General features: G+C 66.5%; 24 protein-coding genes. 5 read left to right on the top strand and 19 right to left on the bottom strand.

The genetic code is table 11. The features are described from left to right. Positions 1-16: 16 nt before the first annotated feature. Both BGO47_RS05675 and recO read right to left on the bottom strand, forming a co-directional pair. Positions 17-829, bottom strand: coding sequence for an isoprenyl transferase (locus BGO47_RS05675; protein WP_292709393.1), 813 nt, complete (start codon positions 827-829; stop codon positions 17-19). Further along, complete coding sequence (gene recO / locus BGO47_RS05670; RefSeq protein WP_292709391.1) at positions 826-1,602, bottom strand: DNA repair protein RecO; 777 nt, start codon at positions 1,600-1,602, stop codon at positions 826-828. Before recO ends, BGO47_RS05675 begins: the two co-directional genes overlap by 4 nt. 36 nt (positions 1,603-1,638) lie before the next feature. Between recO and BGO47_RS05665 the strand changes: the two genes are divergently transcribed. Further along, on the top strand, positions 1,639-2,364 hold the full coding sequence (locus BGO47_RS05665) for a TRIC cation channel family protein (RefSeq protein ID WP_292709389.1): 726 nt from the start codon (positions 1,639-1,641) through the stop codon (positions 2,362-2,364). A 29-nt stretch (positions 2,365-2,393) separates the two neighbouring features. Here BGO47_RS05665 and leuA read toward each other — a convergent pair whose 3' ends face one another. Continuing rightward, positions 2,394-4,154 carry a 2-isopropylmalate synthase gene (gene leuA, locus BGO47_RS05660; RefSeq protein ID WP_292709387.1) on the bottom strand — a complete coding sequence of 587 codons (1,761 nt, stop codon included), beginning with the start codon at positions 4,152-4,154 and terminating at the stop codon, positions 2,394-2,396. A gap of 187 nt (positions 4,155-4,341) precedes the next feature. Between leuA and BGO47_RS05655 the strand changes: the two genes are divergently transcribed. After that, positions 4,342-4,959: a hypothetical protein gene (locus BGO47_RS05655; RefSeq protein ID WP_292709385.1), complete on the top strand. Its 618-nt coding sequence runs from the start codon at positions 4,342-4,344 to the stop codon at positions 4,957-4,959. 22 nt (positions 4,960-4,981) lie between these two features. Here the strand turns inward: BGO47_RS05655 and era are convergent, their stop codons facing one another. The 11 genes from era to lepA form a co-directional block, all read right to left on the bottom strand. Beyond that, positions 4,982-5,881 (bottom strand): GTPase Era, encoded by a 900-nt coding sequence (era, locus tag BGO47_RS05650; RefSeq protein WP_292709383.1) that lies wholly within the window; start codon positions 5,879-5,881, stop codon positions 4,982-4,984. Continuing rightward, complete coding sequence (locus BGO47_RS05645; RefSeq protein ID WP_292709381.1) at positions 5,878-7,221, bottom strand: hemolysin family protein; 1,344 nt, start codon at positions 7,219-7,221, stop codon at positions 5,878-5,880. The genes era and BGO47_RS05645 overlap by 4 nt, the downstream gene beginning before the upstream one ends. Next, positions 7,218-7,688, bottom strand: coding sequence for an rRNA maturation RNase YbeY (gene ybeY, locus BGO47_RS05640; protein ID WP_292709379.1), 471 nt, complete (start codon positions 7,686-7,688; stop codon positions 7,218-7,220). Before ybeY ends, BGO47_RS05645 begins: the two co-directional genes overlap by 4 nt. Then, the gene (locus BGO47_RS05635) at positions 7,685-8,713 is read right to left on the bottom strand and encodes a PhoH family protein (RefSeq protein ID WP_292709457.1); all 1,029 of its coding nucleotides are present in this window, start codon (positions 8,711-8,713) and stop codon (positions 7,685-7,687) included. The genes ybeY and BGO47_RS05635 overlap by 4 nt, the downstream gene beginning before the upstream one ends. Before the next feature lie 64 nt (positions 8,714-8,777). Next, positions 8,778-9,125 carry an HIT domain-containing protein gene (locus BGO47_RS05630; protein ID WP_292709377.1) on the bottom strand — a complete coding sequence of 116 codons (348 nt, stop codon included), beginning with the start codon at positions 9,123-9,125 and terminating at the stop codon, positions 8,778-8,780. A gap of 52 nt (positions 9,126-9,177) precedes the next feature. Further along, complete coding sequence (locus BGO47_RS05625; RefSeq protein WP_292709375.1) at positions 9,178-9,915, bottom strand: 16S rRNA (uracil(1498)-N(3))-methyltransferase; 738 nt, start codon at positions 9,913-9,915, stop codon at positions 9,178-9,180. A 2-nt stretch (positions 9,916-9,917) separates the two neighbouring features. Further along, positions 9,918-11,033, bottom strand: coding sequence for a molecular chaperone DnaJ (gene dnaJ / locus BGO47_RS05620; RefSeq protein WP_292709373.1), 1,116 nt, complete (start codon positions 11,031-11,033; stop codon positions 9,918-9,920). A 48-nt stretch (positions 11,034-11,081) separates the two neighbouring features. Next, positions 11,082-12,116, bottom strand: a complete 1,035-nt coding sequence (gene hrcA, locus BGO47_RS05615) for a heat-inducible transcriptional repressor HrcA (protein ID WP_292709371.1) — start codon at positions 12,114-12,116, stop codon at positions 11,082-11,084. Positions 12,117-12,227: 111 nt separating this feature from the next. Further along, positions 12,228-13,436, bottom strand: coding sequence for a radical SAM family heme chaperone HemW (hemW, locus tag BGO47_RS05610; protein WP_292709369.1), 1,209 nt, complete (start codon positions 13,434-13,436; stop codon positions 12,228-12,230). After that, a complete protein-coding gene (locus tag BGO47_RS05605) occupies positions 13,436-14,080 on the bottom strand; it encodes a DUF1990 family protein (protein ID WP_292709367.1) in 645 nt (214 codons plus the stop codon). Before BGO47_RS05605 ends, hemW begins: the two co-directional genes overlap by 1 nt. A 10-nt stretch (positions 14,081-14,090) precedes the next feature. Then, positions 14,091-15,938, bottom strand: coding sequence for a translation elongation factor 4 (lepA, locus tag BGO47_RS05600; RefSeq protein WP_292709365.1), 1,848 nt, complete (start codon positions 15,936-15,938; stop codon positions 14,091-14,093). Positions 15,939-16,050: 112 nt separating this feature from the next. Between lepA and BGO47_RS05595 the strand changes: the two genes are divergently transcribed. Both BGO47_RS05595 and rpsT read left to right on the top strand, forming a co-directional pair. Next, positions 16,051-16,776 carry an alpha/beta hydrolase gene (locus tag BGO47_RS05595; protein WP_292709363.1) on the top strand — a complete coding sequence of 242 codons (726 nt, stop codon included), beginning with the start codon at positions 16,051-16,053 and terminating at the stop codon, positions 16,774-16,776. Between the two features lie 107 nt (positions 16,777-16,883). Further along, on the top strand, positions 16,884-17,144 hold the full coding sequence (gene rpsT, locus BGO47_RS05590; protein WP_292709361.1) for a 30S ribosomal protein S20: 261 nt from the start codon (positions 16,884-16,886) through the stop codon (positions 17,142-17,144). Between the two features lie 58 nt (positions 17,145-17,202). Here the strand turns inward: rpsT and holA are convergent, their stop codons facing one another. The 5 genes from holA to BGO47_RS05565 form a co-directional block, all read right to left on the bottom strand. Then, on the bottom strand, positions 17,203-18,231 hold the full coding sequence (gene holA / locus BGO47_RS05585; RefSeq protein ID WP_292709359.1) for a DNA polymerase III subunit delta: 1,029 nt from the start codon (positions 18,229-18,231) through the stop codon (positions 17,203-17,205). Between the two features lie 9 nt (positions 18,232-18,240). Further along, positions 18,241-20,628 carry a ComEC/Rec2 family competence protein gene (locus BGO47_RS05580; RefSeq protein WP_292709357.1) on the bottom strand — a complete coding sequence of 796 codons (2,388 nt, stop codon included), beginning with the start codon at positions 20,626-20,628 and terminating at the stop codon, positions 18,241-18,243. An 11-nt stretch (positions 20,629-20,639) separates the two neighbouring features. After that, positions 20,640-21,218 (bottom strand): ComEA family DNA-binding protein, encoded by a 579-nt coding sequence (locus tag BGO47_RS05575; protein WP_292709354.1) that lies wholly within the window; start codon positions 21,216-21,218, stop codon positions 20,640-20,642. Between the two features lie 92 nt (positions 21,219-21,310). Continuing rightward, on the bottom strand, positions 21,311-23,881 hold the full coding sequence (gene leuS / locus BGO47_RS05570; RefSeq protein WP_292709353.1) for a leucine--tRNA ligase: 2,571 nt from the start codon (positions 23,879-23,881) through the stop codon (positions 21,311-21,313). Between the two features lie 80 nt (positions 23,882-23,961). Then, entirely contained in the window at positions 23,962-25,284 is a 1,323-nt protein-coding gene (locus tag BGO47_RS05565) for an anthranilate synthase component I family protein (RefSeq protein WP_292709351.1), read from the bottom strand. 42 nt (positions 25,285-25,326) lie between these two features. Between BGO47_RS05565 and BGO47_RS05560 the strand changes: the two genes are divergently transcribed. Then, a complete protein-coding gene (locus tag BGO47_RS05560) occupies positions 25,327-26,028 on the top strand; it encodes a DedA family protein (protein ID WP_292709349.1) in 702 nt (233 codons plus the stop codon).

The following is a 26,028-nucleotide window of genomic DNA, read 5'->3' as shown; positions in this document are numbered from 1 at the left end:
ACCTGGCGTCGCGGGCTCAGAGGGCAGGAGGCTCGGGAGTATCGATCGCTCCGCCGAATCGTCGGTCCCGGCCAAGGTAGAGGTCGATTGCTCGCCACAGGTCAGTCCGGGAGAAGTCCGGCCACAGGGTGTCGAGGAATACGTACTCCGCGTATGCCGACTCCCAGAGGAGGAAGTTCGATGTGCGCTGTTCGCCGCTGGACCGAATGAAAAGGTCCACGTCCGGCATCTCCGGCTGGTAGAGCCGACGCGCAATGAGCTTCTCGCTCACCGCAGAGGCACGCAGCCTGCCCGCGGCGACATCGTCGGCGATCGAGCGCACCGCATCGACGAGCTCTACCCGACCGCCGTAGTTGACGCACATCGTGAGCGTCAGGACGTCGTTGCCGGCCGTCAGCTGCTCGGCAAACTGCAGTTCCTTGATGACGCTCGACCACAGCCGGGGCTTGCGACCGGCCCACCGCACCCGGACGCCCCATTCGTTGAGCTGGTCACGACGGCGGTGCAGCACGTCACGATTGAACCCCATGAGGAAGCGGACTTCGTCGGGTGAGCGTGACCAGTTCTCGGTCGAGAAGGCGTACACCGACAGGTGTTTGACACCGGCTTGGATCGCGCCCGCCACGACGTCAAGAAGCGCCGCCTCTCCGGCCTTGTGGCCCTCGACACGCGTGAGGCCGCGTCGGTTGGCCCAGCGTCCATTTCCATCCATGACGATGGCGACATGGTTCGGAACCGAACCTTTGGGGAACTCGGGCGGGTAGAGACCTGTCCAATCGATCGGCCGGTAGGGCACGGCGTCACGGTGAGTGTAGGGCTTGGGGCTCATGGAGTGGGTTCCATCGTCTGAACGGCTGCCGACTGCTGTGGGGGCGGCGCAAAAGTACCGAGGTGTTCGAGCGACCGGATGCCGCGCTCGAGGTGCCACTGGGTGTACGCCGCGATCAGGCCGGATGCCGCCCCACCCGCCCCGGCGGATGCCCCGTCCACGACGTCCCACTCCCCCGTCATGAGCGCACGCAACACCCCGAGGGTCTCGGCATCCGCCCGCGCCGACCCGACCGGCGAGCAGTCTGGACACACCATCCCGCCGAGCTGGGCGACGAAGGACCTGTGCTCGCCGACGCGCCCGCACCGGGCGCACGCATCAAGCCCGGGCGCCCATCCCGACAGAGCCATGACACGAAGCAGATACGAGTCGAGGATGCTGCGCGATGCGTGCTCGCCGCGGGCAAGCGCCCGCAGGCCGCCGAGCAGAAGAAGATACTGCGGCGTCGTCGCCTCGGACTCACTGAGCCGGTCCGCGGCCTCGACCATCGCGTGCGCTGCAGTGTACCGGTCGTAGTGCAGCGCGATGTCTGCGCCGTAGGCTCCGAGGCTGTCAGCCTGCTGCACAATGTCGAGCGAGCGCCCCCGGTACAGCAGCACATCGGCGACCATGAAGGGCTCGAGGCGAGCACCGAACCGCGACGATGTGCGGCGCACGCCTTTAGCCACCGCGCGGATCTTGCCGTGGCGCCGACTCAGGAGCGTGACGATCCGGTCTGCTTCACCCAGTTTGTGGGTGCGCAGAACCACGACTTCGTCACGGTAGGTGGGCACCCCTCGATTATCCCGGCATCGAGCGACAATGGACGGGTGAACGAGCCGCTCTTCGTGATCCCGCTGTGGGCAGATCTCTCTGCTGCGGCGCTCGGCGGCCTGCAGGGAGCCCTGTTCGCGTCGGGATTCCGCGGTCAACGGCGGCTAGATCTTCTCGGCGTCGCGATCATCGGGATCGTCATGGGGATGGGTGGCGGTCTCATCCGCGACTTGCTGCTGAACGTCACCCCGACGACGTTGCAGTCGAACTGGTACCTGATCACAGCAGTCGCAGCCGCGCTCCTGGGAATGCTGCTCGCGACGATCCTCGAACGGGTCAGCTGGCTGATCGTCGGACTCGACGCTCTCGTCATCGGCCTGTTCGGCGCCTTCGGCACAAGCAAAGCGCTGTATCTCGGGCTGCCCGAGGTTCCCGCGATCTTCGTGGGCGTCGCCGCCGCGGTCGGGGGCGGCATCCTGCGTGATGTGCTGATGGGTTTGCCGGTCGCGATCATGCACGTCGGATCGCTCTATGCCGTGGCCGCGGGCGCCGGATGCGTCGTGCTCACCGTCTCGTTCTCACTCGGGGCACCGCTGACCGCCGCGGCGATCAGCGCTGTCGCCGTGACGACGGTCATCCGACTGCTCGCCGTCGTGTTCGATATCTCGCTTCCTGAGCAGCGCGCTCTCTACCGCCGGAAGGTCGCCGTCGAGACCTCCGCGATCACCGTCGTCGGCGGCACCAGAGCTGCTGACAACGGCGACGCGGGGGCAACCGGCTGACCGGCCACCCCCGCACGTGCACTCGGCTGTCAGACGGCCGCGAGAGCTCCGGACTCCTCGCGGACGCGGATCGCACGGTTCACGCCCGAGACGATGGCCTTGAGCGACGCCGTCGAGATGTCACCGTCGATACCGACACCCCACAGCCGCTCACCTTCGACCTGCAGTTCGACATAGGCCGCGGCCTGCGCGTCGCCGCCGGCGCTGAGAGCGTGCTCGACGTAGTCGTAGACGGTCACATCGAACCCCTGTTCGCGCAGCACGGACAGGAACGCGGCTACCGGCCCGTTTCCGTTTCCGCGAGCCGAGATCTCGGAATCCCCGTCACGCAGCCGCACGTCGAGGACGACGTCACCGGTCATGTCGCTCTCGGTGCGCGTTGAGAGCAACTCGAACCGGCCCCAGCGCTCGTCAGCGACGGAGCTCGGCAGGTACTCATCGGTGAAGATCGACCAGATCTGGTCACTGGTGACCTCGCCGCCCTCGGCATCCGTCTTGGCCTGCACAACCCCCGAGAACTCGATCTGCAACCGGCGCGGCAGGTCCAAGGCGTGGTCGGTCTTCAGGAGGTAGGCGACGCCACCCTTGCCGGACTGCGAGTTCACGCGAATGACGGCCTCGTAGGAGCGGCCGAGATCCTTGGGGTCGATCGGCAGATACGGGACGGCCCACAGCAGCTCGTCCACAGAGACCCCCTGCGCCACGGCGGCGGCATCCATCGACTCGAAGCCCTTCTTGATCGCATCCTGGTGCGACCCGCTGAAGGCGGTGAAGACGAGGTCGCCAGCCCACGGACTGCGTTCGTGGACGGGCAGCTGGTTGCAGTACTCGACGGTGCGCTTGACCTGGTCGATGTCGCTGAAGTCGATCTGGGGGTCGACTCCCTGCGTCAACAGGTTGATGCCGAGTGCGACCAGGTCGACATTTCCGGTGCGCTCGCCGTTTCCGAACAGACATCCCTCGATGCGGTCCGCGCCTGCCATGTAGCCGAGCTCGGCTGCGGCGATCGCGGTGCCGCGGTCGTTGTGCGGATGCAGCGAAATCAAGACGTTCTCGCGGTGGTTCAGGTGGCGGCTCATCCACTCGATGGAGTCGGCGTAGACGTTCGGCGTTGCCATCTCAACCGTCGCCGGCAGATTGATGATCACCTTCCGCTCGGGCGTCGGCTCGAAGATCTCCAGAACCTGGTTGCACACGTCGACCGCGAACTCGAGCTCGGTGCCGGTGTAGCTCTCGGGCGAGTACTCGTAGAACACCTCGGTCTCGGGTACCGTCGCCTCGAACTTCCGGCACAGACGAGCACCTTCGAGGGCGATGTCGATGATCCCCTGCTTGTCGGTGCGGAACACGACGTCACGCTGCAGGATGCTCGTGGAGTTGTAGAGGTGCACGATCGCGCGCTTCGCGCCGCGGATCGACTCGTACGTGCGCTCGATGAGATGCTCGCGGGCCTGCGTCAGAACCTGGATGGTGACGTCATCCGGGATGACGTCGTCTTCGATCAGGTGACGCACGAAGTCGAAATCAGTCTGACTTGCTGATGGAAAGCCGACCTCGATCTCTTTGTAGCCCATCTTCACCAGCAGATCGAACATGATCCGCTTGCGCTCGGGACTCATCGGGTCGATCAGCGCCTGGTTTCCGTCACGCAGATCGACGGCGCACCACCGCGGGGCCTTCGTGATCTTCGCGTCAGGCCACGTGCGATCGGGGACCGAGACGCGGATCTGCTCGTGATACGGAACGTACTTGTGCGTCGGCATCCCCGACGGCTGCTGAGTGTTCTTCATGGTGTCGCTTCTTCCTGCTTCTGGCTCGAGGTGAACGGGCCGACACGAAGCTCCGCGACGAGGAAGGCCCTAGATGGCCCCGCCGCGGCAGCTAAGAAGAAGCGAGAGTGCGCGCATGGTGCGATGTTACCAGCAATTCTTGCCGTCATCTGTGAGACGTTTGGTTGGCGATCGACACACCATGGGTATGAGGTTCACTGCTCGTCTCAGTACCGCCGCACTCGCGGCAGCATCAGTCTTGCTCATCGCAACGGGGTGCGCGGGCGGGACCGGCGCGTCAGCCGGCGCACTGGCGGGGGCGCAGATCAACCCTCCGGTCGGCGAGGTGGTCGGCACGGGAACCGTTTTGGAGGTCGCCGGAGACGTGGCGCTCTGCCTCGGGCCGATCGCCGAGTCGTATCCGCCGCAGTGCGACGGGATGCCGCTCGAAGGCTGGAGTTGGGATGGCGTTGATGGGTTCGAGGAGTCGGGAGATACGCGATGGGGCACCTACGCGGTGTTTGGAACCTTCGATGGCGACGTCTTCACCGCCACCCAGCCGCCGATCATGCTTGCTCTCTACGATCCGATGAGGCCGGAGGACCCCACCGGAGAAATCTCGGGCAATACACCGGCGGCCGAACTTGACGCGATCGCGACCGAGATACCGACCGCGCTCGGCGATCTGCTGCTTGCCACCTGGACGCAGGACGGCTACGTCTGGGCACAGGTGATCTGGGACGACGGCACCCTGCAGAGCGCCGCGGATGCCGAGTACGGCGACGGTGTCGTGATCATCCAGTCCGCCCTCCGATCACTCGGGTGAAGACCGGGCTCTGCACGTAGGCTCAGAAGCCGAGGCGGCCCAGCTGCTTCGGGTCTCGCTGCCAATCCTTGGCGACCTTGACGTGCAGTGACAGGAACACGCGGGATCCGAGGAGCGGCTCGATCTGTTCGCGGGCAGTGGCACCGACGCGTGCGAGTCGCGACCCCTTCTTGCCGATGATGATCGCCTTCTGGCTGTCGCGTTCGACCACGATGTCGGCGTATACGTCGATCAGGTCGGAGTCCTCGCGGGGTTCGACATCCTGCACGACGACGGCGATGGAGTGCGGTAGCTCATCGCGGACTCCATCGAGCGCCGCCTCGCGGATGATCTCCGCGATCCGGTCGTCATCCGACTCGTCAGTCACGATGTCGTCTGGATAGAGGGCAGGGCCCTCCGGGAGGAGGCGCAGAATCTCGTCCGCCAGAACCCCGAGCTGATCGGCTGTGACCGCCGAAAGTGGGATCACCGCTGCCCAGTCCTCACGCAGAGCGTCGACCTCCATCAGCCGCTCCGTGATCTGGTCGCGAGAGGCGACGTCAGTCTTGGTCACCAGGGCGATCTTTTTCGCCGACGCGTACCCGTCGAGAGACTCGGCGATGCGGCGGTCTCCCGGGCCGACCTTCTCGGTCGCGGGAGCACAGAAGGCGATCACGTCAACATCTCCGAGAACCTCTTCGACGAGATCGTTGAGGCGCTGGCCGAGGAGCGTGCGCGGGCGGTGGAGACCTGGGGTGTCGACGATCACGATCTGCCCGCCGGGGCGGTTCAGGATGCCGCGAATGGCCCGTCGGGTGGTCTGCGGCTTGTCGCTCGTGATTGCGATCTTCTCGCCGACGAGGGCGTTCATGAGCGTGGACTTGCCGACATTCGGGCGTCCCACAAACGTCACGAACCCGGACCGGAAATCGCTGTCGCTCACGAGCGCACCTTCCGTTCAGATGGTTTCTCGACTGTCGCAGCCGAGTCCTCAACGTCAGTAGCTGAGTGGTCTTCCGCCTCGGTCGCGGGCGGAATGCGCTCCACAAACACGGTGGTGATGCCACGGCCCTTGCCGCGGGAGGCCCCGCCGGTGATTCGCAGACCCTCGAAATCCGTCACCGCTCCGGGCTGCGGCACCTTGCCGAGCTGCTTGCCCAACAGTCCCCCGATCGAATCGACCTCGTCGTCCTCGAGATCGAGGTCGAAGAGTTCACCGACCTCCGCAAGTCCCAGTCGGGCACTCACGCGATAGCGTCCCTCTGCGACTTCGGCGATCTCGGTGGCCCGCGGGTCGAACTCGTCGGCGATCTCGCCGACCAGCTCTTCGATCAGGTCTTCGAGGGTCACGAGGCCCGAGACCCCGCCGTACTCGTCCACCACCATGCACACGTGCACGGCTTCCCGTTTCATCTGTTGCAGCAGAGTCTCGGCTCGCATCGATTCGGGCACGAACACGGCAGGTCGCGCGAGCTGTGAGATAGCGGCAGCGCGCCACCTGGCCTCGTCGCGGTAGGCGAACTGCACCAGGTCTTTGAGGTAGAGCATTCCGATGACGTCGTCGGCTTCGTCGTCGACGACCGGGACGCGAGAAACGCCCTTGTCGAGGAACAGCTCCATTGCGTCCTTCGTCGTCGTGTCAGCTTCGACGGTCACCATCTCCGTCCGCGGAATCATGACCGCGCGCACATACGTGTCGGTGAAATCGAACACGGAGTGGATGAGCTCGCGATCGTCCTCCTCGATGAGGTCCTGCGATGCTGCCTCATCCACCATGCTGAGCAGTTGCTCCTCAGAGGCGAACGATGACCCGCGGGCAACACCGGGCGTCACGCGGTCGCCGAGCGCGACCAGACCGTGAGCGAGCGGGCCCAGCACGATACGCATCGCGCGGATGACGGGGGCAGCCCCCCGGAGCAGCCCCTTGGCGTGCAACCGGCCGACGCTGCGTGGGCTCGCCCCGACCACGACGAACGAGATTCCCGTCATGATGATCGCGGCAGCGAGCATCGCCCACCAGATGCTGTCGAAGAGGATCGACAGCGCGACAGTCACCAGCACCGCTGCGGTGGTCTCAGAAAGCACACGCATGAAGCCCGCGGCGTTGGCGTGCGCCGCAGGGTCATCGGCGATTCCGCGGATGAATGCGGCATTGCGACCGGACTGACTCATCTCCTCGAGGTCAGAGCGCGAGGTCACCCCGAGTGCTGCATCCACCGCCGCCATCAGGCCGCCGAAGGCGACCAGGAGGGCGGCTGCGGCGAGCAGCAGAGCCGCGGTCACGGCTTGAGACGACGGCGTTCGGCCGCGTGGAATCGGACGATGAGGTCTCGCTGGAGAGCGAACATCTCACGCTCTTCCGCCGGTTCGGCGTGGTCGAAACCGAGCAGGTGCAGGAGGCCGTGGGTGGTGAGCAGGATCAGTTCGTCCATCGTGGAATGGCCGGCGGCCTGAGCCTGAGTCTCAGCGACCTGCGGGCACAACACGATGTCGCCCAGCAGACCCTCGGGGGTCGGCGCATCTTCCGTTCCCGGGCGCAGTTCGTCCATCGGAAAGCTCAGCACATCCGTAGGGCCGGGTTCGTCCATCCACTGGACGTGCAGCGACTCCATCGCGCCCCCGTCAACCAGGAGGATCGCAAGGTCGGCATCCGGGCTGACGAACAACTCAGCGAGGTTGTTCTCCGTGAGCCGGAGCAGGACCGTCTCGTCGACGTCGATTCCGGATTCGTTGGTGATTTCGATCGTCATCGGCGTCCTCGTTTGGGCATGTGATCGCGCGGACCGGCGGGCCGGCTCGTGCCGCGGCGCTCGGCACGATTGCTCAGCTCGCTCGCCTCGTCACGTTCGCGCTTTGCTGACAGTCGCTTCTCGTCGTACTCGGAGTAGGCGTCGACGATTCTGCCGACGAGCGAGTGCCGAACAACGTCGTCGCTCGTGAGGTAAGCGAAGTGGATGTCGTCGATCGTGCTCAGCACCTTCGTCACGAGACGCAGACCCGACGCCCCCTGGGGCAGGTCAATCTGCGTGATGTCTCCCGTGACGACCATCTTGGTGTTGAAGCCCAGCCGGGTCAGGAACATCTTCATCTGTTCGGGGGTGGTGTTCTGAGCTTCGTCGAGCACCACGAAAGAATCGTTCAGCGTGCGGCCACGCATGTACGCCAGAGGCGCAACCTCGATCGTGCCCGTCGCCATCAGCTTGGGAACGATCTCGGGATCCATCATTTCGTTCAGCGCGTCGTAAAGGGGGCGCAGGTACGGGTCGATCTTGTCGGTCAACGTTCCGGGGAGAAATCCGAGGCGCTCCCCGGCTTCGACGGCGGGGCGGGTCAGGATGATGCGGCTGACCTCTTTGCGCTGCAGCGCCTGCACGGCCTTGGCCATCGCCAGGTAGGTCTTACCCGTTCCGGCCGACCCGATACCGAAGGTGATCGTGGTGTGCTCGATCGCATCCACGTATGACTTCTGCCCCAGCGTCTTCGGGCGGATCACCCTCCCCCGACTGGAGAGAATCGCCTCGCCCAAGACCTCGGACGGGCGCGGGTTGCCATCGCTTCGCAGGATACGGTTCGAGCTGGAGACATCCGCCGGTGCCAGATCGTGGCCGGTGCGGGTCATGGTGAGCAGTTCTTCGACGAGGTCTCGCGCCGCAGCCACCGCTGCCGCACTGCCCGCCAGAGTGATCTCGTTCCCGCGAACGTGAACGTCGACATCCGGATGCTCCCGCTCGACGACGCGCAGCAGCCTGTCTTGCGGCCCGAGAAGCTGGACCATGGCGACACCGTCGGCGAACAGTCGCTCCGTGACGCGATCTCCGGATTCCGCGCTGCTGTGCGGATCAGCCACCGAGACTTCCTTCTGCGAGGTCGCCGCCGAGCACGTGGGCATGCACGTGGAACACCGTCTGCCCTGCGCCGGACCCGGTGTTGAACACGAGCCGGAAATCACCGCTGCCATGCTCTGCTGCTGCATCCTTGGCTACCGCCACCATCTCGGCCAGCAACGCGGGATCACCCGCCGCCAGCTCGGTGACGTCGCGGTAATCGGCGATCTTGGGAATCACCAAGAGGTGAAGAGGCGCTTGCGGAGCGATATCACGGATGACGAACACGTTCTCGGTCTCGCTGAGGATCTCTGCGGGAATCTCGCCACGCAGGATTCGAGTGAAGACGGAGGGCTCGGTCATGCTCTCAGTCTACCGACGGCCTCTCCCACGGGCCCAGCTACCGCCGGTACAGTCACCACCGGCCGAGGCTGGCGCTGAGCACTGCGATCGCTGCGGGGCCTGCCGTCGAGGTCCGCAGGACGTGGTCACCCAGGCGTACCAGCGTCGCACCGGCAGCTTCGAGCGAGTTCAACTCGCCGGCGTCGATCCCACCTTCAGGTCCGACGACCAGGGCGATGTCGCGACCGTCGGTCTGCTCGGGCTTCCACTCGGTCAGGCGTACCATCGCTGTCGGCTCGAGCACGAGCATCCGGGTCGTCGCTGCCCGCGCGCACAACTGCACCGTCGTCACCGGCGCGCCGACCTCGGGAAGCCACGCGCGGTGCGCCTGCTTGCCCGCTTCTCGCGCGATCTGGCGCCAGCGGGCGACACCTTTCTCACGCTTGGCTGCATCCCAGCGCGAGACGCTCCGGGCAGCCTGCCAGGGTGTAATGACATCCACACCGAGTTCCGTCGACGCCTGAACCGCAAGCTCGTCGCGGTCGCCTTTGGCAAGAGCTTGAACGAGCTCGATCCGCACGGATGGGCGGGGCAGGTCCTCCCGGCTCGTGACGCGCACGACGACCTCACGCGCCGCGACTGCCTCGCACGTGCCTTCGAGCCACACGCCAGCGCCGTCGCCGAGCGTTACCGCCTCGCCGACGCGCACCCTGCGTACCGTGGCCGCGTGATGCGCCTCAGCCCCGGTGAGGGTGACGGTCTGGCCGGTCTCGGCATCCAGCCGCTCGTCGACGACGAAATGAAGCGGCACGATCAGCCGTTCCGGAACCGATCGCGCAACTTCGAGAACAGGCCCTGATGGAACTCAGCCAGATGGGGCGCGGGTGCCTTCGTCCGCTTGGCGAACTCCTCGATGAGAGCCCGTTCCTTGGCGTCGAGCTTCGTCGGTGTGACCACATGAACACCCACGCGCAGATCACCGCGTGAATTGCCACGCAGCGGTGTAATGCCTCGACCCTTGATGGTCAGCACGTCGCCTGATTGAACACCGGGACGCACCTCGAGATCCACCGGTCCGTCCAGGCCCTCGATCGTCGTGGCCGCACCGAGAACGGCATCCGGCATCGAGACTTCGAGCGTTGCGAGCAGGTCGTCACCTTCGCGGCTGAACACCGGATGCGTCGCGACAGAGACCTCGATGTACAGGTCGCCCCGCGTGCCGCCGCCCGGTCCGACTTCACCCGATCCGGGAAGTTGTAGCCGCAGGCCCGTGTCAACACCGGCCGGAATGTCGATCGACACGGTGCGACGAGCCCGAACGCGACCCTGCCCCTGACAGGTCGCGCACGGGTACGGGATCGTCGTGCCGTACCCCTGACATGTGCCGCACGGCTGGGAGGTGACGACGTTGCCAAGCAGGCTTCGTACGGTGCGCTGGATGTGGCCCGTGCCGTGGCAGATATCGCAGCGAACCGGCGTCGTTCCGGGTTGCGTGCAGGAACCATTGCAGGTCTCGCACATGACGGCGGTGTCGACGTCGATGTCGCGATGGACACCGAATACGACATCCTTCAGGTCGAGGTCGACGCGAACCAGCGCATCCTGGCCCCGCTCCTTGCGAGATCGGGGGCGCCCGCCGCGAGCAGCGCCACCTCCTCCAAAGAAGCTCTCGAAGATGTCGCTGAAGCCGCCGAAGTCGCCCGCGCCGCCGAAACCGCCGTTCTGGCCGCCGCCCATGTCGTAGCGCTGCCGCTGCTGCGGGTCGCTGAGCACGTCATATGCGTGCGTCACGAGCTTGAACCGTTCAGCAGCGTCCTCCCCCGGGTTCACATCCGGATGAAGCTCTCGGGCCAGGCGCCGATATGCCTTCTTGATCTCTTCGGGCGACGCATCTCGCGACACGCCAAGGACCTCGTAGTGGTCAGCCACGGTCACCTTTCTGCATCCCGCGTGTGATCGCGGGCAGTTCGTACGGGCTCATCGGCCCTTTTCGTCTTCGGCCAGCAGCCCCGTGAGGTAGCGCGCTACAGCCCGCACCGCCGCAAGGTTGCTGGGATAGTCCATTCGGGTCGGACCCATCAGGCCCACGCGGGCCCTGGCGCCCGTCGCATCGTAGTCACTCGCGATGACGGATGCCTCTGACAGCCCGAACGCCTCGTTCTCACGTCCGATGCTGGCTGCGAGCCCGTTGTCGTCGGCGACCATCTCCCCCATCAGGCGAAGGATCGTCACCTGCTCTTCGATCGCCTCCAGAAGCGGGTAGATGCTTCCGCGGAAGTCGCTCTCGCGACGCGCGAGATTTGCCGCACCGGCCATCACGAGCCGATCCTGACGGAACTCGTCGAGCTCCTCCTGCACGACTCGAAGGATCTCGGTGACCGCCGACTGGTGGGCGGTGCGTGCATCACTGTCTGCTTGCTCCTCGACGCGCTTGGCTCCCTGCCGCACGCTTCGCCCAACCAGCAGTGTCGACACCTCGGCGCGAACGCGCGCGAGATCTGACTCGTCGAGGGCCACGGTCAGAAGCGCGAGGCGTTGTGACACTCGTCCCGTATCGGTGACGACGATGACAAGCACCCGGGTGGGCTCAAGTGCCACGAGCTCAACGTGCGTGATGGTCGCCTTGGCAAACGACGGATACTGCACGATGGCCACCTGGCCGGTGAGCTGTGTGAGTGCCCGCACCGTTCGCGCCAGAGCGTCATCCAGGTCTCCGGGCCCCTGCAGGAAGCTCGCGATGGCTGCGCGCTGGGCCGGTGAAAGGGGCCGGATCTCGGCGAGGTGGTCGACGAAGACGCGGTAGCCCTTGTCGGTCGGGACGCGCCCCGACGATGTGTGGGGTGCCGCGATGAGTTCTTCGTCTTCGAGAAGCGCCATGTCGTTGCGGATCGTGGCCGCGGATACGCCGAACGCGTGACGCTCGACGATGGCCTTGCTTCCGACGGGCTCGCGGGTATCGACGTAGTCCTGCACGATCGCCCGGAGCACCTGAAGCCCACGCTCGCTGACCATGTCGCCTCCTTCCGCGTCCGGCGTCGGCCATTACAGCGGCTCGACGTGGCACTGGCACTCACATCCTCAGAGTGCCAATTCTAGCGGATGCCTCTCCCTCAACGCCCCGGATCACACCGTCAGCGCGCGAACGACAGCGTCGGCCAGCAATCGTCCGGCGCGCGTAAGCACGAGGTTTCCGCGAACCGCCTCGCGACCGTCCACGAGCCCGTTCGCGACGAGACCGGCGACGGCTTGTCGGCTCTGCGGTGCCAGCTCGGAAACGGGCAGACCCTCCACCGTTCGCACCCGCAGCATCACCCGCTCGAGCAGTCGCGCCTCCTCATCGGGGACCTCCAAGCCCGCCCCCGGTGAATCGCCGGCAGCCAGCCGCTGCGCGTAGGCAGCAGGATGCCTGACATTCCAGAACCGCACACCTCCGACGTGACTGTGAGCGCCAGGGCCGAAACCCCACCAGTCGTGTCCACGCCAGTACGCAAGGTTGTGCCGCGAACGATCAGCGGGGGTCTTCGCCCAGTTGGACACCTCGTACCAGCCGTAGCCGGCCTCCTCGAACGCGGTGTCAGCGTGCTCGTACATCGCGGCCTGCAGGTCGTCGTCGGGTGTAGCGAGTTCTCCTCGTCGAATGCGGCGCTCCAGCGCAGTGCCCTCTTCGACGATCAGCGCATATGCCGAGATGTGGTCGGTCTCCAGCGCAAGGGCGGCCTCGACGCTGCGTCGCCAGTGATCGAGGGTCTCGTCTGGCGCGCCGTAGATGAGGTCGACGCTTACTGCCAGACCACTGTCTCGTGCCGCGCGCACCGCCGTCGCAACGTTCTCGGGTCGGTGCGTCCGATCGAGCGTACGAAGCACCTCGGGCACCGCTGACTGCATCCCGATCGACAACCGAGTGACTCCCGCACCGGCCAGTTCCTCGGTGACCTCGGGTGTCACGGTGTCGGGGTTCGCCTCCACGGTGACCTCGGCATCCGGCTCGATCCCGAAGCGATCCCGCAGGCTTGCCAGAATGACCGCGAGGTCGCGGGCAGGAAGCAGCGTCGGCGTTCCCCCGCCGAAGAACACCGTGCTCAGTGGCCGCGGATGGGCAGAAAGGACTCCCGACGCGAGGTCGATCTCGCGAAGCAGCGTCCCCGCGTAGTCCTCGCGGCGCGCGCCACGCAACTCCTCGGCCGTGTAGGTGTTGAAGTCGCAGTAGCCGCAGCGGACGCGGCAGAACGGAATATGGACGTATGCCGACAGCGGGGCGGTGGGTTCGATGACCGCCCCGGGAAGCGATCCGTCGCGCGGAACGGGAGCGCCGAGGGGAAGCGCTGCGCCCATCAGGGAGCGAACAGGGGCGATACCGCCGTCAAGTATGCCCGGAACAGCCGTCGCCGCCGCCCGCGGACGAAGCGCGGCACCAGCCGGTACAGCGTCGATACGGGACGGTCAAATGCGCGCACGGTGAACCAGACCTCGTCGTTGTCGCGCCACTCGACCAGGAACAGCTCCTCGCCGCTGACGACAGAGCCGCCCACGGTGCCCAGCGCAAAAGCCGTGCGCCGGGGTTCTTCGACGGCCAGGATGACGCGCAGTTCCGCATCCGCGCGGTATCCGCTGAGCCGGCCGGTCACGTGCACCGTCGCGCCGGCGCTGACATACGGAGTGCCTTCGGCGTCGAAACGCTGCTCGGCGTCGCGTCGCGACGGCGCTATCGGCGCGCCATCCGAGTCGTACGCGACCCCGGCGTAGCCGGACCCGGATGCCGGACGGATGTCAGCCAACGACAACCCGGCCCCGCGCAGCGGCGCCCACGACAAGAGCGACTCGGTCGCCGACTCGAATCGTGCCTGACCGCTACCGATCCGCCAGGACTCCTCGGCGGGGACGCTCTTCTCCGGCGGGTACTGCATGAGGTCGGGAGCCTGTGTGGCCCCGACTGCTGCATAGTCGACGGTCTCGTCCCGGAAGGTTCCGCGGCGCATGGCGATCAGACTACTTGTCTTTACCCTCGACGTCCCCCGAGAGCGCTGCGATGAACGCCTCCTGGGGGACCTCGACGCGACCGACCATCTTCATGCGCTTCTTGCCCTCTTTCTGCTTTTCGAGGAGCTTGCGCTTGCGGGTGATGTCACCGCCATAGCACTTGGCCAGCACGTCCTTCCGAATCGCGCGGATGTTCTCGCGGGCGATGATCCGCGCCCCGATGGCGGCCTGGATGGGCACTTCGAACTGCTGGCGCGGGATGAGCTTTCGGAGGCGCTCAGTCATCATCGTGCCGTACCCGTACGCCTTATCGCGGTGGACGATGGAGCTGAAGGCATCCACCTTCTCACCCTGCAAGAGGATGTCTACCTTCACGAGATCGGCGGTCTGCGAGCCAGCCGGCTCGTAGTCCAGGCTCGCGTAACCCTGCGTCTTGGACTTGAGCTGATCGAAGAAATCGAACACGATCTCACCGAGCGGCATGTTGTAGCGCAGCTCGACGCGGTCCTCGCTCAGGTAGTCCATACCGAGCAGCGACCCGCGCCGGGACTGGCACAGCTCCATGACCGTACCCACATAATCCTTGGGCAACAGGATGCCGACCTTCACCACCGGCTCCGACACCTCCGCGACACGGCCGTCGGGGTATTCGCTGGGGTTGGTGACCGTCACGGTTTCGCCGGTGTCGGTCGTGACCGTGTAGGTCACCGACGGCGCCGTGGTGATCAGGTCGAGATCGAACTCGCGGGACAGGCGCTCGGTGATGATCTCGAGGTGCAGGAGCCCGAGGAACCCGCAGCGGAAGCCGAAGCCCAGCGCGACCGAGGTCTCGGGTTCGTACTGCAGTGATGCGTCTGAGAGCTTGAGTTTGTCGAGCGCTTCGCGCAGATCCGCGTAGTCGCTGCCGTCGATCGGATAGATCCCCGAGAAGACCATGGGCTTCGGGTCGGTGTAGCCCGGGAGGGCATCGGATGCCGGCTTGCGCTGGTTCGTGATCGTGTCGCCGACCTTCGACTGGCGCACGTCCTTCACACCGGTGATCAAATACCCCACTTCGCCGACTCCGAGGCCCTTGGTCGGGGTCGGTTCGGGACTGGAGACCCCGATCTCGAGAAGATCGTGCGTTGCCCGGGTCGACATCATCTGGATGCGCTCACGCGGCTCCAGCTTGCCGTCGACCATCCGCACGTAGGTGACAACGCCGCGGTAGGCGTCGTAGACGGAGTCGAAAATCATCGCGCGGGCTGGCGCGTCGGCGTCACCGGTGGGGGCCGGGATTTCGGCGACGATTCTGTCGAGGAGTTCCTCGACACCCTGACCGGTCTTGCCGCTCACGCGCAGCACATCAGCCGGACCACCGCCGATAAGGCTCGCGAGTTCCGCCGCGTACTTCTCGGGGTCGGCAGCGGGCAGGTCGATCTTGTTGAGTACGGGGATGATGTGCAGGTCGTTCTCGAGCGCCAGGTAGAGGTTCGCCAGGGTCTGCGCCTCGATGCCCTGTGCGGCATCCACGAGCAGGACCGCGCCCTCGCACGCCGCGAGCGAGCGTGACACCTCGTAGGTGAAGTCGACGTGACCGGGCGTGTCGATCATGTTGAGGGCGAACGTGCCGGCATCCGTCTGCCATGGCATCCGCACCGCCTGGCTCTTGATGGTGATCCCGCGCTCGCGTTCGATGTCCATGCGGTCCAGGTACTGCGCGCGCATGTCGCGGTCGGAGACCACACCGGTGATCTGCAGCATCCGGTCGGCCAGGGTCGATTTGCCGTGGTCGATGTGCGCGATGATGCAGAAGTTGCGGATCTGCGCGGGCGGCGTGGCTGCCGGCTGCAGCGGCGTAGAGGCACGGGGGGACATATCCGCACGATTCTACCGGCGCCCACGCCCCCACCTTCGCCTACCGGGCGTACGGGTCCCGGTCGTTGCGCCAGCGAAGCGAGACGAAACGACGCACCGTATCCTCGAACTCATGGCGGTCGCGGTGGTTCTCGTTCACGGCATCCGCACCTCCCGCACGATGTGGCGGGCGCAAGAGCGGTACCTGATCGAGCGCGGAAACCCCGTGACAGCGGTCGATCTTCCCGGGCACGGGTCGCGGATGAGCGAGACGTTCTCACTGAGCGGTGCGTTCGCAACGATCGATGAGGCCGTTCGCCGTGCCGCAGAGGACCACGGCACCGTGTTGCTGGTCGCTCACTCGATGGGCGGACTGCTCTCGATCGAGTACGCAGGGCAAGAGGACGCCCCTCCGATCGCCGGCCTGATCGCCGCATCATGCACGGCGATCCCTCGTGGGGCCGCTTTGCAGACCTACCGCCTTCTCGCGCGCGGCTTCGATTCGCTCCCCGACCGCGGCGCGTGGCTGAGCGAACGGGTCCTGGATGCGACGCTCCCGCCCGAGACCCGGGCTGACTTCGGCGCGGGGGGCTATGCACTTGACGCGCAAGACACGGCACTGCGCAGCCTGTCGGTGCTGGATCTGCTCTCGGCGCTCGGACGGATCGAGGTTCCGCTCTGGTTCGTGAACGGCCAGTTCGACCAGCTGCGGGTCAACGAGCGCCTGTTCACACGGATCGCACCGGATGCCGAACTGATCGTGGTGCCGCGCACCAGTCACCTGGTCACCGCTATGCGTCCACGGGTGTTCAATGCGGTCCTGAACCTTGCGCTCACGACCATCGAGCAGACCTGGTAGACTCGCTGATTGGCTTGTGTGTGGGTTCTACCCTCACGATCGCTGGTGGACGCCCCTCTCTCGTCGCCGGCAGTCCATCCATCACTCGAACGAAAGAACGTCTCCACGTGGCGAACATCAAGTCGCAGATCAAGCGCAACAAGACCAACGAGAAGGCTCACGAGCGCAACAAGGCCGTGAAGAGCTCGCTGAAGACCGAGGTGCGCCGCACCCGCGAGGCCATCGCCGCCGGCGACAAGGCCGCCGCCGAGAAGGCTCTGGCCACGGCCACCAAGAAGCTCGACAAGGCCGTCAGCAAGGGCGTCATCCACGCCAACCAGGCTGCCAACCGCAAGTCGTCGATCGCCAAGCAGGTCGCGGCTCTCTGAGCCTCACGCTTCATACAAAGCCCGCCCTTCGGGGCGGGCTTTGTCGTTTCTCCGACCGTCAGCTCCCGAACTCACTGCGGGTCGCGACCACCGTGACGAGTCTCTCAAGAGCGAAGATCGGGTCACGCGATGCGCCCTTGACCTCGGCATCCGCTCGTGCCGCAGCCTGGATCGCCCGGCCCAAGGATTCCTCGTTCCAGCCCGCGAGATCCCGGCGAGCACGGTCAACCTGCCAGTCCTTCACCCCGATCCGGGCTGCGATCGCGGCTGATGACTCGCGCAGGCCGGCAACGCGCGCCATGGTGCGCAGCTTCGATGCGATCGCCGCGACAAGCGGCACCGGGTCAGCGCCGCTCGCCAATGCGTGCCGCAGTGTGATCAGCGCTTCGCCGTAGCGTCCCGCGATGGCGGTGTCTGCCACCGCGAAGGCTGTGGTCTCGACGCGACCACCGTAATACCGCCGCACGATCTCTTCGGTGACATCGCCATCCACATCCGCGATCAGCTGCTGACACGCTGCGGCAAGCTCGGTCAGATCGTCGGAGAATGCCGAGACGAGCGCACGCAAGGCTGCGGGCGCAATGCGCTTGCTCACTCCGGCGAACTCGGCGGCGGCGAAGTCGTAGCGGTCGCTATCGCGCTTGATGGCCGGACACGCGATCTCGACGGCATCCGCCGCGCCGCTGCGGATCGCGTCGAGCAGCTTCTTGCCGCGCACGCTCGCACCGGTGTGTCTGAGCACGACTGTTGCGCCTTCCTGGGGCGCATCGAGGTAGGCGAGGGCTTCAGTGAGGAACGAGTCGGATGCCTTCTCCACCCCGAAGACGCGCACGAGCCGCGGCTCACCGAACAGCGACGGCGAGGTGACGGTGAGCAGCGTTCCCGCGACATAGTCGTCGGCCCGGAGGTCGGTGACCTCGACCGCCGGATCCTCTGCCCGCACGTAGTCGCGCAGGCCCGCAATGGCGCGCTCTGCGCACACGTCTTCGGGGCCCGACACCAGAACGATAGGCGCGGGACGCGGATCACGCCACGGCACCTGTCGAATCGCCGACTTCGAGGAACTCGAGCGACGGGGTGCGGCCATGCCGAAAGCCTATCCGCCACCCGCGACAGACGCCGCGCGCTCCCGCCACAGCGCGAGGGTCTCGCCCTCCCCAACGACTGCCACGATCCCATCCTGGTCGGTGCGGCCGACGGCGCTGCCCTGCAGCATGGCCAGTGTCGTTGCGGTGGGGTGCCCGTAGGTGTTGTCGGCTCCCACGCCGATGAGCCCGATGCGCGGCGCGATCTGGTCGTACAGGCCGGGGTCCTGGTCAGCACTGCCATGGTGCGACACCTTCACGACCTCAACGACGCCGCGGATGCTCGCACGCAGCATCCGTTGCGGGTCTGCGGAAAGATCACCGAGGAAGAGCGAGCGCGGAACGCCGCCGCCCTCGATACTCACGGTCACCGATGAGTCATTGCCCGGCGGGAAAAGCACGCTCGCGCGCGGCCAGAGCACGCTCCATCGGGCGCCGCCCAACGTACCCGACATCCCTTCCTGCGCCGACACGACCTGGGCTCCCGCTTGCGCAAGATCCGCCAAGAGCCGATCGTCGGCACTTCCGTCGGTCGGACCGTGGAGCACGGTGTCAGCCCGCCCGACCACCGCCTCGGTGCCGCCGACGTGGTCTTTGTCGAAGTGCGTCAGCACGAGCAGGTCGAGGCGTGTGACGCCCACTCGGTCAAGGCATGCGCTCATCAGCGCGGGGTCGTGGCCCGTATCGATGAGCGCGGTCGCGCCCTCGCTGCGCACGAGCACCGCGTCTCCCTGGCCCACATCGCACATCAGGATCGACCAGTCGCGGGGAATTCCCCATCGCTGCGTGATCGTGGTGACCACGGTCGTGCAGGTCCAGACGGTGACGACCACGGCGAGCAGGAGCGCAGAACCGCGCCGGACGCGGGTAGACCGCGGGCTCTGTTCCGGCAGGCCGAGCGCGAGGGCGGCGAGTGTGCCCACTAGAGCGAGTAAGAGCGCACCGAGGAGGCCGCTCGCCCACGGAACGCGCGCGAAGGGTAACCCGCTCGCGACATCCGCGATCCCAGCGATCCACGCCGCCGGCAGCCATGCGAGTGCTGCCAGGCCGCTCTGCAGCACCGGTAGGGGGGCGGCGATGCAGGCGGCAAGCCCCAGCACCGTCGCTGCGGGGGCGGCGGGTGCAGCGAGCAGGTTCGCCGGCACTCCCCACAGCGGCACCGACGGATCGATGAGTACCAACAGCGGCCCGCAGGCCAGCTGAGCAGCGAGCGGCACCGAAAGAGCCAGAGCCAGCGGCGCGGGCATCACACGCGTCAGCCCCGAGGCCAGCGGACGGGCGAGCGTCAGAAGCGCCGCCGTGGCAGCCACGGACAGCGCGAACCCGAGTGAGCCCGCCAACCAGGGGTCGAAGAGCAGGAGCAGTACGACTGCCGCGCTCAGCAGCGCGACGCCGGCGCCAGCGCGACCGAGCAGGACCGCGAGCATGGCAATTCCGGCCATCATCGCGGCGCGGACGACGCTGGGCTCGGGCGTGACGAGGATGACGAACCCGACGAGCGCGCCAAGACCTGCAATCACACGCACGCGGCGGCCTGCTCCCAGCCCCGCTGCAGCGACGAACGCAATACCCACGACGAGGGCGCAGTTAGCGCCCGATACCGCGGTGAGGTGCGAAAGCGAGGATGACTTCATGTCGGCATCCGTCTGGGAGCTGACCGCTGACGTGTCGCCCACCGCGAGCCCCGGCACGAGCTCTCCCCCGCCGCCGGGAAGCCCCCCTGCGGCACGGACCAGCGACTGCCGCAGGTCGGCTGCGATGCGCAGGATGCCGGTTGGGGGTTCGACGACCTCTGTCTCGTGCGCCAGGATCTGAACGACGGCACGATCGCCCGGATACGCCGGCCTGCTCGTTCCACTGACCCGTAGCCGTGCGCCGACATCCAGCCCGCTGCTGACCTGCTCCCCCGACACGCGCACTGCCGCGTCAGCCCACCCGGAAAGCGCACCTCCATCCGACCCGACGAGCCGGATCGACGCATCGAACGCCCGCTGACCGCCCGCGCGTGGCTCGACCTTGCCGGCGACGATCGCCTCGACCTCGACGACGCGCGAGCCGCTTCCGAAGGCTTCGAGCGCGGCATCCCGCCCCGGCTGCGCCAACGCCACGTGGATGCCGACCGCGGCGCCAACCGCAAGCGCCACGACAACAACAGACAGGATACCTACGGCCGTCGGGGCACCCCGATACACGCCGCCAGCCTGCGACGTCACGGTCGACGGGCGACGTCGCACGAGCGCACCAAGCACAACTCCCCCGCCGGCACCAGCCGCCACCAGGGCAACGACCACCATCGGCGCCAGCGCAGGAGCATTCACCAACGCCAGGGCCGTCGCCCACGCCACCACAGCGGCCGGCACGAGGCGCGCGGCACGCCATCGCCGCCCTCCGCTCACCACTGCCCGCACCCTCAGACCGTGACGAGCTCACGGATCGACTCGAGCATCTTGGGTCCGATCCCGGACACCGACAACAGATCGTCGACGCTTGCGAAACGCCCGTTGCTGTCTCGCCACTCGATGATGCGTCCCGCAATGGCAGGTCCTACTCCGGGCAGCGTGTCAAGCGCTGCCTCGTCCGCGGTGTTCAGATTCACTCGACCATCGGATGTCACCCCCGCGGGTCCCGCCACCGACACCTCCCCCACCCGCGGCACGATCAGCTGCTCGCCATCGGACACAGGGCGGGCGAGATTGACTCCGGCGGCCTCGGCGTCCTCGGCGAGTCCGCCTGCTGCAGCCACGGCATCCACAACCCGCGCGTCCGGGTGAAGAACATACAGACCCGGCGCGTTCACCGCTCCCGAGACATGAACGTAGAGCGACGAGGACGCCGTGGCGACCGTGACCGGTGCCGGAGTCGTCGACTCGGCGGATGCCGCGCCCCGGACAACCCCGACGATCACCGCGATCGCGAGACCGCCAAGGGCGAGGATGACGACCGCACCGACACCCCAGCGACGTCGATCCTCGCGTACAAGCCCACCCACAAACGCGACGCTAGGCCGACCGCCGAGCCTGGGAGGAACGTGACGACCGAGCGGTGCAGAAGTTCTCGCAGACCTGCCGCGGGGAGGAAGGGTCAGTTCGTGCTGAAGCTAACGACCTTCGGCGCACGAACGATGGCCCGGGTGATCTCGCGGCCCGCGAGGGACCGGATAACACGCTCGTCTGCGCGCGCCAGAGCCTCCAGGTCGGCGCCGTCGATCTTGGCCGAGACCTCGAGCGTCGCGCGCACCTTGCCGTCGATCTGCACAACCGCCGTGACGGTGTCTTCGACCAACAGCGTCGGATCGGCCTGGCGCCACCCGACGAGCCCGACGAACGGCTCGTAGCCGAGCGCCTCCCACATCTCTTCTGCCGTGTGCGGGGCGAACAGGTCGAGGATCATTGCCACAGCCTCGGCCGCTTCCCGGACTGCGGGGTCTGCGGGTCCTGCACCGGTGTCAATGGTCTTACGGATCGCATTGACGAGTTCCATCAGGCGAGCGACGACGACGTTGAACTTCGTCTGCTCGATCAGGCCCGGCGCTTCGGCCCAGAGGCGGTGTGTGATTCGCCGCAGGGCAACATCACCCTCAGCCCAGACGACATTGGGTTCGCTCGTGACGTCCTGCGCGACGCGCCACGCACGCGAGAGGAACTTCTGCGCACCCGTCGTGGAGACATCAGCCCAGTCTTTGTCGTCCTCGACGGGCCCTGCGAAGGCGAGAGCCACGCGGAGCGCGTCGGCGCCGTGCGTGGCAAGCTCCTCGTGGAAGAGGACGAGGTTTCCCTTGCTCTTCGACATCTTCGTGCCGCCGAGAATCACCATTCCCTGGTTGATCAGGCTCGAGAAGGGCTCAGTGAAGTCGACGAGCCCCATGTCGAAGAGGACCTTGGTGATGAACCGCGCGTAGAGCAGGTGCAGGATGGCGTGCTCGACGCCTCCGATGTAAAAGTCGACCGGCGCCCAGCGCTGAGCCTCAGCCGGATCGAAGGCGACCGAGTCGTTGCCCGGCGAGAGGAACCGCAGGAAGTACCACGAGCTGTCGACGAAGGTGTCCATCGTGTCGGGGTCGCGGAGGGCCGCGGCACCGGTCTCGGGGTCGGTCGTGGCCATCCACTCCGATGCTGCACCCAGCGGCGACGTGCCCTTGGGCGCCAGGTCGAGGCCGTGTGCGTCGGGAAGCCGCACGGGCAGCTCGTCCTCGGGCACCGGAACGATCCGACCGTCCTCGGTGTGCACCATCGGGATCGGCGTTCCCCAGAAGCGCTGGCGGGAAATGAGCCAGTCGCGCAGGCGGTACGACTTTGACGCGCGACCGGTTCCGGCAGCTTCGAGCTCCTCGGTGATCCGCGTGATGGCATTGCGCTTACTCAGCCCATCCAGCGACCCGGAGTTGATCAGACGCCCCTCACCGGTGAGCGCCACACCCGTCTTCGCGGGATCGATCGATTCGATGTCATCGGCGTCCTCCGACACCGGCCCGTCTTCGGCGATGACCGGAATCGCACCCGTGGCAGGTGCCGTCGTGTCGACCACAACCCGGATGGGCAGACCGAACTCCCGCGCGAAGTCGAGGTCACGCTGATCGTGTGCGGGAACCGCCATGACCGCGCCGTGGCCGTAGTCGGCCAGCACGTAGTCGGCGGCCCAGATCGGCAGGCGCTCGCCGTTGATCGGGTTGATCGCGTAGCGGTCCAGGAACACACCGGTCTTGGGCCGATCCGTGTTCTGACGCTCGATCTCGGTCTGCTTCTGCACGGTCTCGAGGTAGTCCTGGAACCGCATCCGTACCTCGGGTGTCGACCCGGATGCGAGTTCTGCCGCCAGATCACTGTCGGGCGCGACAACCATGAAAGTTGCGCCGTAGAGCGTGTCGGGGCGGGTCGAGAAGACCGTCACCTTCTCGGCGCGGCCCTCAATCTCGAAGTCGATGTCGGCGCCGACAGAGCGGCCGATCCAGTTGCGTTGCATCTGAATGACCTTGTGGGGCCAGAAACCCTCGAGCTGGTTCAGGTCATCGAGCAGGCGGTCGGCGTAATCGGTGATGCGGAAATACCACTGGGTGAGCTTCTTCTTGATGACCTCGGCGCCGCAGCGCTCACAGTGACCATCCACGACCTGCTCGTTGGCCAGAACCGTCTGGTCGACCGGACACCAGTTGACCGGGCTTTCCTTGCGGTAGGCCAGGCCGCGCTCGAACAGCCGCTGGAACAGCCACTGGTTCCACTGGTAATACTCGGGGTCGCTGGTGTGCAGCACCCGGTTCCAGTCGAACGAGACTCCATACGAGCGGAAGCCGGCCTTCTGCTGGTCGATGTTCGCGTAGGTCCACTCCCGTGGATCAGCGCCGCGCTTGATCGCCGCGTTCTCCGCCGGCAGACCGAACGAGTCCCACCCGATCGGGTTGAGCACGTTGTAGCCGCGGTGGCGCCAGCTGCGGGCCACGATGTCGGAGTAGAGGTAGTTCTCGGCGTGTCCCATGTGCAGGTCACCCGACGGGTACGGGAACATCGCGAGCACGTACTTGCGCGGACGCGTGTCATCGGATCCACCCGCGCGGAACGGGTCGGCGGCCGCCCAGCGCTCCTGCCACTTGGCCTGGACCGCTTGCGGGTCATACCCGCCTTCGGGACCGTGGGCGGCAACGGTGTCGGTAGGGGCCATCTGACTCACGTAACGGGTACCAATCGGGATGCAGGGAAGAGGCGCGAAAGCGCACCATCCAGGCTACCGGATGCCTGGAATCACGCGCCCGGGACCACCGTCGCCCAACCGCGCGGGACCGATGCGCCAAGAGCTGCCAACGGTCCGCGCGCTTTCACGACGACCTCCGCGACCTCCGACGATGCCTGCGACAGCCAGGTGATGCCGCCGCCGGCGCCGACGTAGGCGCGATCCTGCTCGATGACGATCGAGCGAATGACCATCGCCAGATCCAGGTCACCCTGGGGTGAGATCCAACCGAAGCATCCGGCGAAGAGACCGCGGGGCGCGCCCTCGAGTCCGTGCAGAATCGACATCGCCGAGAGCTTCGGCGCCCCCGTCATGCTGCCGGCGGGAAATGTCGCGCCGAGGAGCTCGCCGACATGGAGGCCGGGGCGGAGGTCACCGGCAACCGTGCTTACCAGCTGATGCACTGCCGGATACGACTCGACGTCGAAGAGGCGCTCGACCGTGACGGTGCCGGTCTGGCAGATGCGCGAGAGGTCGTTGCGCATCAGGTCGACGATCATGACATTCTCGGCCCGCTCTTTGACGTCCGTGCGCAGGTCTTCGGCGAGTTCGGCATCCATCACCGCATCAAGGGAGCGGGGACGGGTGCCCTTGATCGGGTGCGTCCGAATACGGCCGCGGTCGACCTCGAGAAACTGCTCGGGACTCGCGCTCAGGAGAGCCCGATCCCCGATCCGCACGAAACCGCCATGGTGAGCGCTGAGGCCCCGTCGAAGACGCCGGTATGCAGCCAGCGCATCGACGGCGCCTTCCACCTCGAATCGCGTCGTGAGGCACAGCTGGTACGCGTTGCCCAGGCGGATCTGCTCGCGGCACTGCTCGATCAGAGCGGCATAGGTGATCGCGTCGTGTCGCGCTGATGCGACGACCGGCTCCGGCTGCGGAATCTCACCGGGATGCGGGAGCCGCAGCAGGTCGGCAGCGAGCTCTCCAACGTCACGCACTGCAAACACTGTCGCGCTGTATGTCGCGTGGTCGAACTCGACGACAGCGCGCACCCGCATCCAGCAGGCATCGCCGCCCGCGTCAGGAAACGACGGCGCCCCCGCTCGCCACGCTCCGCCGTCGTAGCCGAACCAGCCAACCCACCCCCCGGGCCGCGGGCCGCGATCGTCCCAGCTCGGATCGTCTTCGGCACGAGCCGCCCGCACGACCACCCGTTCGACAGCATCCGAGGCGACGGGCTCACCGATGCCGACCCAACTCCGCCCGGTCATCGCGCCGGGGCCGGCATCCAGCCAGAATGCGTGCTCGTGGCGCTGCGCCCATCCGCAGAAGACCTGCTCCGGGTCAAGCCACGCCGCTAGCGGAACGTTCGGCGGCGGCGTGGTCACGCTTCACAGGCTAAAGGCTGTCGGCGGCTCTACGCTTCAAGGATGAACGAGTGGCTCACGTGGCTGCTGGATACGGTGCAAGCAGTCGATCCGGTCGTGCGCACCCTCGTCGCGGGTCTTGCGATCATGCTCGAGACCAGTGTCTTGGTCGGACTCGTGGTTCCGGGCGACACGATTGTGATCATCTCCGGCACCGCCGTCGGCAGCCCGTGGGAGGGGGTGGCACTGGGCGTCGCAGTCGTGATCGGCGCGCTCATCGGCGAGAGCATCGGTTTCTGGCTGGGACGATTCCTCGGCCCGCGCATTCGATACTCGCGCCTGGGTGCCCGCATCGGTGAGCGTTCGTGGATCCGGGCCGAGCTGTATGTCAATCGGCGCGGCGGGATCGCGATCTTCCTCAGCAGATTCCTGCCGGTGTTGCACTCCCTGGTGCCGTTGACGGTCGGGATGACGGGCTATTCGTACCGCCGGTTCCTTGCGTGGACAGCACCTGCGTGCATCCTGTGGGCGACGATCTACGTTTCGGTCTCATCGGCCGCGGCGGGAACCTACCGCGACCTCGCCGACAGCGCCCACTACGCCGGATACATCTTCGTCGCCGCTATCGCACTTTTCGTCCTGGCCATTTACCTGGGCAAAAAGGTGCTGCACCGCATCGAGCGGCGGCACATGGATGCGGATGACGAGCGCGCTGCGTCAGAAGATGGGCCACGAAACCCGAGCCTCGATGGCATGACAGACTGA

Origin of the sequence: Microbacterium sp. 67-17 (genome assembly GCF_001898325.1) — a bacterium.
In the GTDB taxonomy this organism is placed as follows: Bacteria; Actinomycetota; Actinomycetes; order Actinomycetales; family Microbacteriaceae; genus Microbacterium; species Microbacterium schleiferi.
Note: the sequence above shows the minus strand (reverse complement) of the source record. Positions and strands in the feature narration are given on the sequence as shown.

Coding starts and splice junctions, on each gene's coding strand:
- BGO47_RS05675 (WP_292709393.1), bottom strand. CDS start 829: ATGAGCCCCAAGCCCTACACTCACCGTGACGCCGTGCCCTACCGGCCG.
- leuA (WP_292709387.1), bottom strand. CDS start 4,154: ATGAAGAACACTCAGCAGCCGTCGGGGATGCCGACGCACAAGTACGTT.
- BGO47_RS05655 (WP_292709385.1), top strand. CDS start 4,342: ATGAGGTTCACTGCTCGTCTCAGTACCGCCGCACTCGCGGCAGCATCA.
- ybeY (WP_292709379.1), bottom strand. CDS start 7,688: ATGACGATCGAAATCACCAACGAATCCGGAATCGACGTCGACGAGACG.
- BGO47_RS05635 (WP_292709457.1), bottom strand. CDS start 8,713: ATGGTCCAGCTTCTCGGGCCGCAAGACAGGCTGCTGCGCGTCGTCGAG.
- BGO47_RS05630 (WP_292709377.1), bottom strand. CDS start 9,125: ATGACCGAGCCCTCCGTCTTCACTCGAATCCTGCGTGGCGAGATTCCC.
- hrcA (WP_292709371.1), bottom strand. CDS start 12,116: ATGGTCAGCGAGCGTGGGCTTCAGGTGCTCCGGGCGATCGTGCAGGAC.
- hemW (WP_292709369.1), bottom strand. CDS start 13,436: ATGGGCGCAGCGCTTCCCCTCGGCGCTCCCGTTCCGCGCGACGGATCG.
- BGO47_RS05605 (WP_292709367.1), bottom strand. CDS start 14,080: ATGCGCCGCGGAACCTTCCGGGACGAGACCGTCGACTATGCAGCAGTC.
- lepA (WP_292709365.1), bottom strand. CDS start 15,938: ATGTCCCCCCGTGCCTCTACGCCGCTGCAGCCGGCAGCCACGCCGCCC.
- BGO47_RS05595 (WP_292709363.1), top strand. CDS start 16,051: ATGGCGGTCGCGGTGGTTCTCGTTCACGGCATCCGCACCTCCCGCACG.
- holA (WP_292709359.1), bottom strand. CDS start 18,231: ATGGCCGCACCCCGTCGCTCGAGTTCCTCGAAGTCGGCGATTCGACAG.
- leuS (WP_292709353.1), bottom strand. CDS start 23,881: ATGGCCCCTACCGACACCGTTGCCGCCCACGGTCCCGAAGGCGGGTAT.
- BGO47_RS05560 (WP_292709349.1), top strand. CDS start 25,327: ATGAACGAGTGGCTCACGTGGCTGCTGGATACGGTGCAAGCAGTCGAT.